At 67.3% G+C, this 13395-nt stretch carries 12 protein-coding genes and 1 tRNA gene; 11 read left to right on the forward strand and 2 right to left on the reverse strand.

All coding sequences use genetic code 11. The features are described 5' to 3' along the window. Positions 1-3: 3 nt before the first annotated feature. The 4 genes from EKM57_RS01360 to EKM57_RS01375 all read left to right on the forward strand — a co-directional run bounded on the left by EKM57_RS01360 (position 4) and on the right by EKM57_RS01375 (position 6266). Positions 4-1335: an MFS transporter gene (locus EKM57_RS01360; protein WP_129790661.1), complete on the forward strand. Its 1332-nt coding sequence runs from the start codon at positions 4-6 to the stop codon at positions 1333-1335. Beyond that, positions 1332-2744, forward strand: coding sequence for a glucuronate isomerase (gene uxaC / locus EKM57_RS01365; RefSeq protein WP_129790662.1), 1413 nt, complete (start codon positions 1332-1334; stop codon positions 2742-2744). The genes EKM57_RS01360 and uxaC overlap by 4 nt, the downstream gene beginning before the upstream one ends. Continuing rightward, complete coding sequence (locus EKM57_RS01370) at positions 2744-4165, forward strand: mannitol dehydrogenase family protein (protein ID WP_129791030.1); 1422 nt, start codon at positions 2744-2746, stop codon at positions 4163-4165. The genes uxaC and EKM57_RS01370 overlap by 1 nt, the downstream gene beginning before the upstream one ends. A 100-nt stretch (positions 4166-4265) precedes the next feature. Then, on the forward strand, positions 4266-6266 hold the full coding sequence (locus EKM57_RS01375; RefSeq protein WP_129790663.1) for a sulfatase-like hydrolase/transferase: 2001 nt from the start codon (positions 4266-4268) through the stop codon (positions 6264-6266). A 122-nt stretch (positions 6267-6388) separates the two neighbouring features. Here the strand turns inward: EKM57_RS01375 and EKM57_RS01380 are convergent, their stop codons facing one another. Further along, complete coding sequence (locus EKM57_RS01380; RefSeq protein WP_129790664.1) at positions 6389-6592, reverse strand: hypothetical protein; 204 nt, start codon at positions 6590-6592, stop codon at positions 6389-6391. 129 nt (positions 6593-6721) lie between these two features. Here EKM57_RS01380 and dapB point away from each other — a divergent pair, with 129 nt between their 5' ends. The 6 genes from dapB to EKM57_RS01410 all read left to right on the forward strand — a co-directional run bounded on the left by dapB (position 6722) and on the right by EKM57_RS01410 (position 11227). Further along, the gene (gene dapB / locus EKM57_RS01385) at positions 6722-7480 is read left to right on the forward strand and encodes a 4-hydroxy-tetrahydrodipicolinate reductase (RefSeq protein ID WP_129790665.1); all 759 of its coding nucleotides are present in this window, start codon (positions 6722-6724) and stop codon (positions 7478-7480) included. Then, entirely contained in the window at positions 7477-8847 is a 1371-nt protein-coding gene (locus EKM57_RS01390) for an APC family permease (protein ID WP_129790666.1), read from the forward strand. Before dapB ends, EKM57_RS01390 begins: the two co-directional genes overlap by 4 nt. After that, on the forward strand, positions 8844-9911 hold the full coding sequence (locus EKM57_RS01395) for a pyridoxal phosphate-dependent aminotransferase (protein ID WP_129790667.1): 1068 nt from the start codon (positions 8844-8846) through the stop codon (positions 9909-9911). The genes EKM57_RS01390 and EKM57_RS01395 overlap by 4 nt, the downstream gene beginning before the upstream one ends. After that, on the forward strand, positions 9908-10600 hold the full coding sequence (gene nth / locus EKM57_RS01400; protein ID WP_129790668.1) for an endonuclease III: 693 nt from the start codon (positions 9908-9910) through the stop codon (positions 10598-10600). Before EKM57_RS01395 ends, nth begins: the two co-directional genes overlap by 4 nt. A 108-nt stretch (positions 10601-10708) precedes the next feature. Then, on the forward strand, positions 10709-11098 hold the full coding sequence (locus tag EKM57_RS01405) for a hypothetical protein (protein ID WP_243450843.1): 390 nt from the start codon (positions 10709-10711) through the stop codon (positions 11096-11098). A 52-nt stretch (positions 11099-11150) separates the two neighbouring features. After that, positions 11151-11227, forward strand: a tRNA-Arg gene (locus EKM57_RS01410). A gap of 193 nt (positions 11228-11420) precedes the next feature. On the opposite strand, the gene EKM57_RS01415 is transcribed toward EKM57_RS01410, so the two are convergent. Continuing rightward, positions 11421-12341: a LysR substrate-binding domain-containing protein gene (locus tag EKM57_RS01415; RefSeq protein WP_129791032.1), complete on the reverse strand. Its 921-nt coding sequence runs from the start codon at positions 12339-12341 to the stop codon at positions 11421-11423. A 133-nt stretch (positions 12342-12474) separates the two neighbouring features. On the opposite strand from EKM57_RS01415, the gene EKM57_RS01420 reads away from it, so the two are divergent. Next, entirely contained in the window at positions 12475-13347 is an 873-nt protein-coding gene (locus tag EKM57_RS01420) for an NAD(P)-dependent oxidoreductase (RefSeq protein ID WP_129790669.1), read from the forward strand. Positions 13348-13395: the final 48 nt, after the last annotated feature.

Genomic DNA, 13395 nt, shown 5'->3' on the forward strand with positions numbered 1-13395 from the left:
ACCATGACCGACACGGCCGCGGCAAGCGATGCGGGGGCGGGCGGCCGGATCGGGCGCTATCGCTGGGGCATCTGCGCCCTGCTCTTCTTCGCCATCACGATCAACTATGTCGACCGCCAGATCGTCGGCGTGCTCAAGCCCTTGCTCGAGGAGGAGTTCGGCTGGAGCGAGAACGATTATGCCAATATCGTCGTCGCCTTCCAGACCGCTTACGCGATCGGACTGCTGCTCGTCGGCCGCCTGATCGACGCGCTCGGCACGCGCTGGGGGATGACCCTTGCCATCGGCCTGTGGAGCGTGGCGGCCGCCGCCCATGCCGGGGCGAGCTCGGTCTTCCATTTCGTCGCGGCGCGCTTCGCTCTGGGTCTTGGTGAGGCGGGCGGCTTTCCCGGGGCCATCAAGGCCGTCTCGGAATGGTTCCCCAAGCGCGAGCGCGCCTTCGCCACCGGCCTGTTCAACGCCGGCGCCAATGTCGGAGCGCTGGTCACGCCGATCCTGGTGCCGCTGCTGGTGCTCGCCTGGGGTTGGCGGGCGGCCTTCCTGATCACCGGGGCAAGCGGCCTCGTCCTGCTCGCTTTCTGGATCATCGTCTATCGCCTTCCGCGCGAGCACAAGCGCATCGGCGCCGCCGAGCTGGCCTATATCGAGAGCGATCCGGCCGACCCGCCGGGGCGTGTGAGCTGGACGGTCGCGCTCAAGAGCCGCCAGGCCTGGGCGTTCATCATCGGCAAGTTCCTGACCGATCCGGTCTGGTGGCTGTTCCTGTTCTGGCTCCCAGACTTCTTCGCCCGCACCCACGGCCTCACCTTGCTGCCGCAAGGTGGCGGGATCTTCGTCACCTTCGGGCCGGCGCTCGTCGCGGTCTACCTGCTCGCCGATGTCGGAAGCATCGGCGGCGGCTGGCTCTCGTCGCGGCTGATCAAGCGCGGCTGGTCGGTCAATGCCGGGCGCAAGACAGCCATGCTGGTCTGCGCCTTGTGCGTGACCCCGGTCTCGGTCGCCGCCTTCGTCGACAGCCTGCCGATCGCGGTCGCGATCATCGGGCTGGCCGCCGCCGCCCATCAGGGCTGGTCGGCCAATCTGTTCACCCTGACTTCCGACCTCTTCCCGCGCCGCGCGGTGGCGACGGTGGTCGGGCTGGGCGGCTTCGCGGGCGCGGTCGGCGGCATGTTCATCGCCAAGTTCGCCGGATGGACGCTCGAAGCGACCGGAAGCTACATCCCGTTGCTGCTGTTCGCAGGCGTCACCTATCTGGTCGCGCTCGGACTCATTCACCTGCTGGTGCCGCGGCTCGAGCCCGCGACGCTTCCGGCCGAAACGGGACTGCAATCGTGACCAGGCTCTTCCTCCACCCCGACCGGCTGTTCCCCGCCACGCCTGCGATCCGCGACATCGCACGGGCCCTCTACGCCGAGGTGAAGGATCTGCCGATCATCAGCCCGCACGGCCATACCGATCCGTCCTGGTTCGCATTCGACGCGCCGTTCGCCAATCCGTCCGAGCTGCTGATCGTCCCCGACCATTACGTCTTCCGCATGCTCTACAGCCAGGGGATCGCGCTCGAGGATCTCGGCATCCCCCGCTGCGACGGCGGCCCGGTGGAGAATGATCCGCGCGCGATCTGGCGGCGCTTCGCCCAGCATTATCACCTCTTTCGCGGCACGCCGTCGCGGCTATGGCTCGACTGGGTGTTCGCCGAGATTTTCGGTCTGGACGTTCGCCTGGCGGCCGACAGCGCCGATCACTATTACGAGACGATCGACGCGGCGCTGAAAAGGCCGGATTTCCGGCCTCGGGCCCTGTTCGAGCGGTTCAACATCGAACTGATCGCCACGACCGAGAGCCCGCTCGACCCACTCGACCATCACCGGGCGATCCGTGAATCGGGATGGCAGGGCCGGGTGGTCACCGCCTACCGCCCCGATGCGGTGGTGGATCCCGAATTCCCCGCTTTTGGCGAGAATGTCCGGCAGTTCGGCGCGCTCACCAGCGAGGATGTCGGGCACTATGCCGGCTATTTGCGCGCCCACGAAAAGCGCCGCGCCTTCTTCCGCGAGGCGGGCGCCACCTCGACCGATCACGGCCATCCGACCGCCTTCACCGCCGATCTGCCCCGGCCGCAAGCGGAGGCGCTCTACGAACGCATCCTCGCCGGCGGCGCCTCGGCGGCCGACGCCGAGCTGTTCCGCGGGCAGATGCTGACCGAGATGGCGCGGATGAGCCTGGACGACGGGATGGTGATGCAGATCCATCCGGGCGCCTATCGCAACCACAATGCGCCTCTGTTCGAGCGGTTCGGACGCGACAAGGGCGCCGACATTCCGGTGGCGACCGAATATGTCCGGTCCCTCAAGCCCTTGCTCGACCGCTTCGGGTCGGAGCCCGGCCTCACCATCATCCTCTTCACGCTCGACGAGACCAGCTATGCGCGCGAGCTGGCGCCGCTCGCCGGCCATTATCCCGCCTTGCGGCTCGGCCCGCCCTGGTGGTTCCACGACAGCCCGGAAGGGATGCGCCGCTTCCGCGAGCAGGCGACCGAGACGGCCGGTTTCTACAATACGGTCGGGTTCAACGACGACACCCGCGCCTTTCTGTCGATCCCGGCCCGACACGACGTGGCGCGGCGGATGGACTGCGCCTTCCTCGCCCGTCTGGTCGCCGAGCACCGGATCGAGGAGGACGAGGCACACGAAGTCGCCCGGGCGCTCGCCTACGACCTCGCGAAGGCCGCCTACAAACTGTGATCCCGCGCCTGTCCGAAGCGACTTTGGATAGCCTGCCGGCGGATGTCGTCCGCTTCGGCTATGATCGCCGCCGCACCCAGGCCGGTGTCGTCCATCTCGGCATCGGCGCCTTCCACCGCGCCCACCAGGCGGCGATATTCGATTCCCTGCTCGAAGGCGATCCGCGCTGGGCGGTGCGCGGCGCATCGCTGCGCTCGCCAGGCGTTCGCGACCAGATGATGCCTCAGGACGGCCTCTATGCGCTGGTCGTTCGCGAAGGGGATGCGGAACAGGTGCGAGTGATCGGTGCCGTCCGCGACGTCCTCGTCGCACCGGAGGATCCCGCCGCGCTCGTCGAGGTGCTGGCAGCGCCGGAGACGCGGATCGTCACGCTGACGGTCACCGAGAAAGGCTATCGGCCCGACCCGGGCGAGACCGGCCTCGCCGCGCCTCGGACGGCCGCCGGCTTCATCGCCGCCGGTCTCGCGCGGCGGCGTGAACGAGGCCTCGCGCCCTTCGCCGCTTTGTCCTGCGACAACCTGCCCGACAATGGCGCCCATCTGCGCGCCGCCGTGCTGGCGGCGGCGGAGCGCGACGATCCGGCCTTGCGCGACTGGATCGCCGACCGCGTCGCCTTCCCCAAGACGATGGTGGACCGCATCGTCCCCGCCACGGACCCAGCCGACGTGGACGCGCTCGCGCGGCGGATCGGCCTTGTCGACGAGGCCATGGTCAAGGCCGAGCCCTTCCTCCAGTGGGTGATCGAGGATTTCCCCGGCGAGAGGCCGGACTTCGAATCGGCGGGGGTCCAGATGACGGCCGACGTGGCGCCGTGGGAGGATGCCAAGCTGCGGCTGCTCAATGGCGCGCACTCCGCCATCGCCTATCTCGGCGGTCTCGCCGGCATCAGCTTCGTCGATGATTTCGTCGCCGACCCGGCCGGACGCGCCTATGTCGAGGCCTTGTGGGACGAGGCCCAGGAGACGCTGAGCCCGCCGCCCGGCCTCGACCCCCTCGCCTACCGCGCGGCGCTGATGCGCCGATTTGCCAATGCGGCCCTCCAGCACCGGACCCGTCAGATCGCGATGGACGGATCGCAGAAGCTGCCGCAGCGGCTCCTGGCGCCGATCGCCGAGCGATTGAAGCGCGGCCTGCCGGTCGAAGCGCTCGCCCTCGCCGTCGCCGGCTGGATCCGCTGGCAAAGCGGGCGCACCGACGAGGGCGAGGCTTTCACGGTCGACGATCCGCTGGCCGGCGAGACGACGAAGCTGCTCGCGCCGCATGGCGACCCCGCGGCGCAGGTTCGCGCGATCCTCACGCTCGAGATTTTCCCGCCGGCGTTGCGGGAAAATTCCCGCTTCGTCGACGTCGTGACGAGACAGCTGACGCGGCTGGCAAAATCGGGCGCCCGACAGGCCATCCTCCAGTTCGCACGGGACTGAAGAAGGAACTGCCTCCGCGTTCGCGGGCCTTGGGCGAGCGCTTCGGTATCCCGGGCAGCAGGCAAACCGACTTTTAAGTAGTCCGGTCTATGCCGCCGCCATGCAGGTCGAGATCGCTTCCGTGCCGCCAGCGGCGAAGTCCCAATACTCGTGGGACTTGGCGGGGCGGCTCGTGCTGCCGGCGGTGATCGTCGCCACCCTGATGTTCGAGCTTGCGTTGGCGGAGCGCAAATATGCCCTGTTCGGCGGCGGCTTCGGCCAGTCTCAGACGCTCGACGCGCCGCTGGAGATCCTGGCCTTTTTCGGCGCCCTGCTCGCCTGCCACGCCCTGCTCTTCTACCTGATCTATCGGCTGATCCGCCGGCTGCACGGCCGGCGGGCGCAAAGCCCGCTCTTCCAGTTCAACTTCGCCTGTTTCGCCGGGCTCGGCGCGATCGGGCTCATCGTCGCCAAATATCAGGCACTCGCCTATTTCAGCGACGCGATGAGCTTCCAGATCGTCCGCAACCTTGGCGGCGGAAGCCTCGCCGATGCGTTGCTCTACAGCCTGAGCGAGGCGGGACTCGTGCTCATCGCAACAGCCGGCTTCGTCGTCTGCTACGTCACTGCGCTGATGCTGGTGCGACGGCGCTGGCGCGATGCACCGCCGCTGCCCGACAGGGTGCGGCTGAGCGGTCGGCAACTGCTCCTGGCGCTCGCCGGTGCGCCGCTGCTCCTGTTTGCGGCCAACCAGGCCGAAGACGCGCGGCCTGCGCTCGCCCGTTTCACCGCCGTCTCCGCTTTCGCCATGCCGCTCCACTTCCTGACCGATTTCGACCGCGACGGATGGAGCTTCTACTCCTTTCCGCTCGATCGACAGCCTTTCGACGGCAGTCGCCACCCTTATGCGCTCGACGTGCCGAACAACGGAATCGACGAGGATGGCTATGGCGGGGATCTGGGCTTTGCCGCGGCGCCGATCGAAATCGCACCCGCGGCGATCCCGGGGCGTAAGCGCCACGTGATCCTGATCGTGCTCGAAAGCACCCGCGCCGATGCGATCGGCATGCGAGTGAGTGGCCGTCCGGTTACACCCGTGCTCGAGGCGCTGGCGGCGCAAGGGAGCGCCGCCGAGGAGGCATACAGCCATGTCGGCTTCACCACCCAGTCGCTGCAGAGCCTCTTCACCGGCCGGCTTGCGCCCGCCGACGACCGTCAGTCGTTGGTGCGCGATTTCCTCGCCAATGGCTATCGGGTCGGAATCTTCTCCGGCCAGTCGGAGGATTTCGGCGGGATCGCCGCGACAACGGGCATGCGTCGCGGCGAGATCTTCGTCGACGCCAATACGCTTCGCGAAGAGCGAGTCTTCAGCTTCGCCGCGGAAGGGTCGCTCCATGTCGACGGCAAGGTCCTGCTGCGCGAGTTCGACCGGCGGCTCGGGCGGCGCGAGGCGTGGGATCGCCCGACCTTCCTCTACTTCAATTTCCAGTCGGCCCACTTCCCCTACGCCTTTCCCGGAATGGACCGGATACTGCCGGGAGAGCCGATTCCGCGCGCCAGGATCGGCGCCGACAATCGCGACTGGGTGGCGCGAACTTATTGGAATGCGGTCGCCTATAACGACCGCCTGATCGGCGCGCTGCTGGCAAGACTGGAGCGGCTGGGCATCCGCGACGACAGCCTGGTCGTCGTAACCGCGGACCATGGCGAGTCCCTGTTCGACGACGGTTTCCTCGGCCACGGCCACGCGCTCAACGCCCAGCAGACCCGCATTCCCTTCATCCTCAGCGATCCCGAGGTGCCGATTTCCGGCCCCGTCGGGCTTGCGGACATGCGCGCCATCATCCTTCGCGCCGCGGGAGCGCAGGTTGCCGGCGGAACGATGGACGGCGGCGTATTCCAGTATCTCGGCGAACTCGACCGGCCCGGAACGATCGGCCGGGTCGGGCGCCGCGGCGCGTGGATCAGGTTCGACCTGTTCCGCGAGGCAGTTTGGACCAGCGAGACGCAGCGCTGGGTGTCTTACAACAAGCTGACTGGCGCACAGAAAGCCGAAGCCGACGCGCTCATCGACGAATGGGCAAAGCAGCGATGGATGAGCCGATTGGAGGCAGCGCGCTAGGATTGTGTGCGCCTGCCCCCCTCATCACCCTTCGTCGAATGTGGTTCCTCGGATAGCCAGCCATCCGCCCGTCGCCTGCCTCTGTTCAGGCCGGCAAGGGGCGGATGGCTCGCCGCTGGCAATCAACCGCCGGTGTCGGGGGCCGGCGTATCGATCGAGACGTCGGCGTCGATCTTCTCCGTGCCGCCGCCGCCGATCAGACCCTGTCCGAACACAAGGAACAGAACGACCAGCAGGGCGATGAGCAGCACGACCGCAAGGATCGTTCCGCCACCTCCGCCGCCACTATCGGTGGTGACGATCGTCTCTCTTTCACGCTCTGCCATAGCAAACTCCTTGGCTGACTGGTTGGCCCAACGCCCTCCTGGTGCGGCTGTTCCTTGCGCGCGCGGGTTGCAGCCGCGCGCGGCGTCCCGCATGGAGACGGTTAGATCGTCTCGGGAGCAGAGATTCGGATGACGCGAATCGGCATTTTGGGCGCGTCCGGTAGGATGGGACGGGCGATTGCGGCCCTGCTCCAGGCCAGCGTCGAGGCGCGGCTCGCCGGGACGGTCGGCCGCGGCGAGGATCCGGAGCCGCTCGCCGCCGGCTCCGACGTCCTCATCGACTTCACCGGACCCGATGCGATCCGGATCCATCTCGACGCCGCCGTGGCGAACCGGACTCCGATCGTGATCGGCACGACCGGCCTCGAGCCGGCACACCATCAGGCGATCGACCTCGCCGCCCGCAAGATCCCCGTCCTGCAATCCGCCAACATGTCGCTCGGCGTGAATCTGCTCGCTTTCCTGGTTCGCGAGGCGGCCCGGCGGCTCGATGACGAATGGGACATCGAAATTCTCGAAATGCATCATCGCCACAAGGTCGACGCGCCGTCCGGCACCGCCTTGCTTCTCGGTGAGGCGGCGGCGCAGGGGCGCGGGATCGCGCTCGATGGCGCCAGCGACCGAGGCCGCGATGGCCTCACCGGGCCGCGCGAGCCGGGTCGGGTCGGTTTCGCCTCGCTGCGCGGCGGATCGGTGGCGGGCGATCACATGGTCGTGTTCGCCGGGGATTCGGAAAGGATCGAGCTCGGCCATCGTGCCGAGAGCCGCGAGGTGTTCGCGCGCGGTGCGCTCCAGGCGGCGATCTGGCTCCACCAACAGCCGCACGGCCGCTACGACATGACGGATCTGCTGGGGCTGAAGCTCGAAAGCGGTGCGGCGGCCGGATGAGCGACGACGGGGCGGCGCCTACGGAAAAGCCTTCGCAGCGCACGTCGCAGGGACTGGTCCGCCGCCTGGGTCTGTTCGACGCGACGATGATCGTGATGGGCGGGATCATCGGCGCCGGCATCTTCGTGAATCCGGCCGAGGTCGCCCGCCACCTCTCCTCTCCGGCGCTGATCGTCGGCGCATGGCTGATCGGCGGCACCGTCGCGATGGTCGGCGCCCTGGTCTATGCCGAGCTCGCGACGCGGCGGCCGGAGACTGGCGGCCAATATGCCTATCTGCGCGACGCCTGGGGGCCCCTGCCCGCCTTCCTGTACGGTTGGTCGCTCCTGCTGGTCATCCAGTCGGGCGGGATGGCGGCTGTGGCGATCACCTTTGCGCGCTATGCCGGCGAGCTGACCGGCTGGGGACTCTCCGACGGGCTCGTCGCCGCGGCGGCGCTGGCGCTGCTCAGCGCGGTCAACTGCCTCGGCGTGCGGGCCGGCAGCAATGTCCAGAGCACCCTGATGGTGCTGAAGATCGCGGCGATCGGATTGCTCGTCCTCGCCGGCTGGCTGATCGCGCCGGCCTTCGTGGCACCGGCCGCCGCCGCGCCGCAGCCGGTCGAGACCGGCGCCGGCCTAGGGCTGATCGTCGCGCTGACGCCGGTCATGTTCGCTTATGGCGGTTGGCAGACGTCGAGTTTCGTGGCGGGCGAAATGCGCGATCCGCGTCGGGACCTGTCGCGGGGCCTGCTGCTCGGTGTCGCCGGCGTCGTGCTGCTCTACGGCGCCGTCGCCTTCGTCTGCGTCCGCGTGCTGGGGCCGGAGGGACTCGCCGCGACGCAAACACCGGCATCGGCGGTGATGCGACTCGCGCTCGGCGAGCTCGGCGCCGACCTGATCGCGCTCGGCATCGCCGTTTCCGCCCTCGGCTTCCTGAGCCAGGGCATGCTGACCACGCCGCGAGTCTATTTCGCCATGGCGGAGGATGGATTGTTCTTCCGCCGCGTCGCCCAGGTTTCGCCGCGCACCCATGCCCCGGTCTTCGCCATCCTGCTGCAAGGGGCGGCGTCGATCATCATCGCCCTGTCGGGGACCTACGGCCAGATTCTCTCTTATGTCGTCTCGGTCGATTTCATCTGGTTCGGCTTGACCGGCGCCGCCTTGTTCGTCTTCCGCCGGCGCATGCCGTCGAGCGAGGGGTTCCGCGTACCGGGTCATCCGTTCAGCACCGGCCTGTTCGTCGCCGCCTGCTGGCTCATCGTCGCCGCGACGGTGTGGAACAACCCGGCGAACAGCGCGGTCGGATTCCTGATCCTGGCTGCCGGCGTTCCGGTCTGCCTGCTCTGGCTGCGGCGGCGCGCGAAGGAAAGGACGAGGCCGGAATGACGCGGACGATGCGGTCGGACTATATGCACTGGGCGAAGAACCAGCCCAAGGTGACGTTCAATCTCGGCTCCAGCGAAGTCGACAATTTTCGTCTGGACCGACTGCCCTTCGAGATCGCCGATCTGGAACTCGACGGCGCCAGCTATCATCGTTACCCGCCGCTGCGCCAGGCGATCGCCGAGAAGGAGCAAGTGACTCCGGAGCAGGTGGTGATGGCCGACGGCACGTCCATGGCCAACATGCTGGCGCTCGCCGCTCTAATTGATCCGGGGGACGAGGTGCTGGTCGAGGAACCGGTCTACGAGCCGATGCTCGCCACCGTCCGCTATCTCGGCGGCGAGGTAAGGCGGTTCGAGCGTCGCGCGGAGGAAGGTTTCCGGCTCGACCCCGATGCGGTCGAGCGGCAGGTCGGCCCGCGCACCCGTCTCATCCTCGTCACCAACCTGCACAATCCCTCCGGCGCTTTCGCCGACGAGGCGGCGCTGGAGCGGATCGGCGCAATCGGGCCGCGGGTGGTGGTCGACGAAGTCTATCGCGACGCCGTGCCCGGATCGCGTAGCGCGGCCCATCTCGGCTCCAACTTCATCGTCACCAACAGCCTCACCAAGGTCTACGGCCTGAGCGGGCTGCGCTGCGGCTGGATTCTCGCCGACCCCGATTTGGCCGAACGGATGTGGCGATTGAACGAGCTGTTCGGCGTCGCCCAGGCGCATGCCGCGGAAAGGCTCTCCTGCATCGCGCTCGCCCATCTGGACGAGGTCGCTTCCGGCACGGCCGAGCGGCTCGAGCGCAACCGCGCTTTGGCCCGCGATTTCCTCGATGGACGCCCGGAGCTCGACTGGGTCCCGGTTCCGCACGGCATCACCCTCTTCCCGCGGCTGGTTCGCGGCGACGTCGACCGGCTTCGCGACCTGCTCGTCGAGAAATATGACGCGTCGATCGTGCCGGGACGCTGGTTCGAGCGGCCGGATCATTTTCGGCTGGGGATCGGCGCGCCGCCCGAGCGGTTCACGGCCGGTCTCGAGCGGCTCGGCTCGGCCCTGGACGAACTCTCGCGAACATGAAGAAGGCCGATATCGCTGAATTCTACCGGCGTCTCGCCGACCGCATTCCCGAGCCCGAGACCGAGCTCGATTTCGTCAACGACTATACGCTGCTGGTGGCGGTCGTGCTCTCCGCCCAGGCGACCGATGCCGGCGTCAACCAGGCCACGAAGGACCTGTTCGACAAGGTGACGACGCCCGAGCAGATGATCGCGCTCGGAGAGGAAGGGCTGAAGCAGCACATCAAGACGATCGGCCTGTTCAACACCAAGGCGAAGAACGTCATCGCGCTTTCGCAGGCGCTGATCGAGAAGCATGGCGGCAAGGTGCCGGCCGATCGCGACGCGCTGCAGGCGCTGCCGGGGGTCGGCCGCAAGACCGCCAACGTCGTGATGAACTGCGCGTTCGGGGCGGAGACGTTCGCGGTCGATACCCATGTCTTTCGCGTGGCCAACCGCACTGGCCTCGCTCCCGGCAAGACGGTCGAGGCGGTCGAGGCAAAGCTCGACCGGCTGACCCCGCAACCCTACCGACGGCACGCCCATCACTGGCTGATCCTGCACGGCCGCTATGTATGCAAGGCGCGCCGGCCGGAATGCTGGCGCTGCGTGGTCAGGGACCTGTGTGCCTACAGGCCGAAAACTCCGGCGCCCGGAAGCGAGGAGGAAGCGCGCATGAAGGCCGCGGCGAGGCGGCCGAAAAGCGCCTGAGCACCCCGCCTTTTCCCGGTCCGGGCTGGCGCGGCCGATGCGGATGGTTGTATCATGCGCCAGCGTCGGGGGACTCATGCGCTGCCGCGAGGCAGCGAAGGAGGCACGATGAAGAAGGCGTTCGTCGCCACGGCGATTCTGCTTGCCGGCTGCGTGGCTGGAACTGCCGCCACCCCTCGCCAGGAGGCTAACCGCCGGGCCCTGGACGACGCCCGCCCGGTCGGCGAGCCCGAAGATTGCATCAGCATCAACCGTATCCGGAGCAGCAATGTCCGCTCCGAAGACGTCATCGATTTCGAGATGAACGACGGTCGGATCATGCGCAGCCGGCTGCCTCAGTCCTGCCCCGGCCTCGCCTTCGAGGAGCGCTTCACCTACCGAACGTCGCTGAACCGCCTGTGTGCGGTCGACACGATCACCGTGCTCGATTCCTCCGGCCGGCGCGGTGCGAGCTGCGGCCTCGGGCCGTTCCAGCCCGTCGAGCTACCCCGAAGATAGGGTCTGGTCCCCTTGCCGGGCCTTTGCTAAGCGCCCATCTTCGCTGGCCCAGGCACCCGTAGCTCAGCTGGATAGAGCGCTGCCCTCCGAAGGCAGAGGTCACAGGTTCGAATCCTGTCGGGTGCGCCACATACCGCCGTCGGTCGACGTATGCGACGCTGCAGCCGATTGAAGCACGCCGGCGGAGCAGGCGCGACCGCTCATAGCGGCGTATGAGTGCGTCGGACAGCGCTACGTGGGACGTCGCGGCAGAAGCAGCGAAGATGGAACTCGCCGAATCGATTATTGCTTCGGTGCAACGTCGCCCCACCTAAAAGGCATGTCAGTCTGCACCGATCTGGTCCGCACTTTGTCGCTGTTGCGAGAGCTCACTGATCAGATGGTCAGCAATGGCCCTGACGGAGGGAAGCTGCCCGCGGCGATGCGGCATCAGTAGCGTCGTAGTTACGCCACGTGCGGCCCAGTCCGGCAGGATGCGGAGGAGCGCCCCGGATTCTACCAGCGGCGCACAGAAGCTGCCGGCAAGACAGGCCACCCCGAGCCCTGCCCTCGCGGCTTCCCGCAACGACACCGTTTCGTTGGCGAAATAGCGTGGCGCCGGCGCAACCTGGGCCACCGCCCCTTCGGCATTGTGAAGCGTCCAGATCGTCCCCGAGGACGAGGCCAGTAGTCCGTCGAGGTCGTTTGCTTCCTCGGGTCGCGAAGGCCGCCCCCTCTCTCGAACGTAGTCGGGCGAGGCGACAAGCCAGGCGGGGTCATAATTGATGCGACGTTGCACCAGATCGGTATCGGGCAATGGGGCGAAGTGGTTGCGGATGGCGATATCAAAGCCTTCCTGTACGACGTCCACGAACCGGTCGGAGACGTCGAGCACGATGCGGACCTTCGGATAGGCGGTCGCCAGGCGCGGGAGGATCGATGCGAGGCGGAATTGGGCGATCGGCAACGACGCCGTGATGCGCACGGTTCCGCTCGGCTCCGCAAGCCGGCCCTTGATTACATTCTCCGCCGCCTCCGCTTCGATCAGCATGGCGGCGGCATGGCGATAGAAGTCCCGTCCGACCTCGGTCACGGCGAAGCTGCGCGAGGTTCGCTGGATCAGACGCACGCCGATCGCCTTCTCCAGTTCGGAGAGCCGCTTGCTGAGTGTGGACTTGGGGATGCCAAGGGCGCGACCAGCCGCCGCGAAGCCTCCGTGATCCACCACCCTGACGAAAACGAGGAGGTCGTTGAGGTTCAGCATCTGTGCCCTCATCGTTCCCACATGTGGACGATAGGTCTGCGGATAGCCTACTACTGCTTCTGCGTCCAACATTGCATCTCCTGGCAGCTGCCGCCGTTGGGGCGGGGCTGCAACTTGGAAGGATGCAAACTTGATGGCGAATATCGCGATCATCGGCCTCGGGGCCATGGGGCAGGCGCTGACCGCCCGATTTCTTCAGCAGGGCCACACCGTCACCGTTTGGAACCGCACGCCTGGCAAGGGCGCCTCGCTCGTCGCCCGAGGGGCGCGCGAAGCTAGGTCCGCTGCCGACGCAATCGCTGCGAGCGACGTCACAGTCATGTGCGTGCTGGACTATTCCGCGACGGATTCGATTATCAATGATGCGGCACCGACGCTCTCCGGGCGAGCGCTGATCAATCTGACCAATGGGACGCCCGCGCAGGCACGCGCCACTGCAGAGCTGGTCGCGACGCTGGACGCGGACTATCTCGACGGCGGGATCATGGCGACGCCTCCGATGATCGGCGGCGAGCATGCACTCATCCTTTATAGCGGATCGAAGGCGGCTTTCGACGCGCACGCAGAGACGCTCGAAGGGCTCGGTGCGGCGAACTATCTGGGCGAGGATGCCGGGCTGGCGTCGCTACACGACCTTGCTCTTCTCAGCGGTATGTACGGCCTTTTCGCGGGCTTCTTCCACGCCACCGCGCTCGTCGATTCCGAGGGTATTCCCGCCAGCGGCTTTCTCACGCTTCTCCGCAACTGGATGACCGCGATGCTGGGCGAGTTGGCTGGATATGCGGAAAAGATCGACAGCGGCGAACACGGCGTGAATGTCGTGTCGAATCTGGGAATGCAGACCGCCTCATTGGAGAACATCCTCACTGCTACCCGAGAGCAGGGTGTAGCAGCCGACCTGCTGAACCCGATGCTGGACTTGTTTCGCAAGCGGGCCGGTTCAGGATTCGGCGACGAGGATATTTCGGGCGTGTTCGAGCTGATCCGGCGCCAGCGTGGGAAGTAGGTCGAGCGAACCAGCGCGTCCACCGTCTACTCCCTGAGCGCCCCGCTT

The organism is Sphingosinicella sp. CPCC 101087, from assembly GCF_004151485.1.
Lineage (GTDB): Bacteria > Pseudomonadota > Alphaproteobacteria > Sphingomonadales > Sphingomonadaceae > Allosphingosinicella.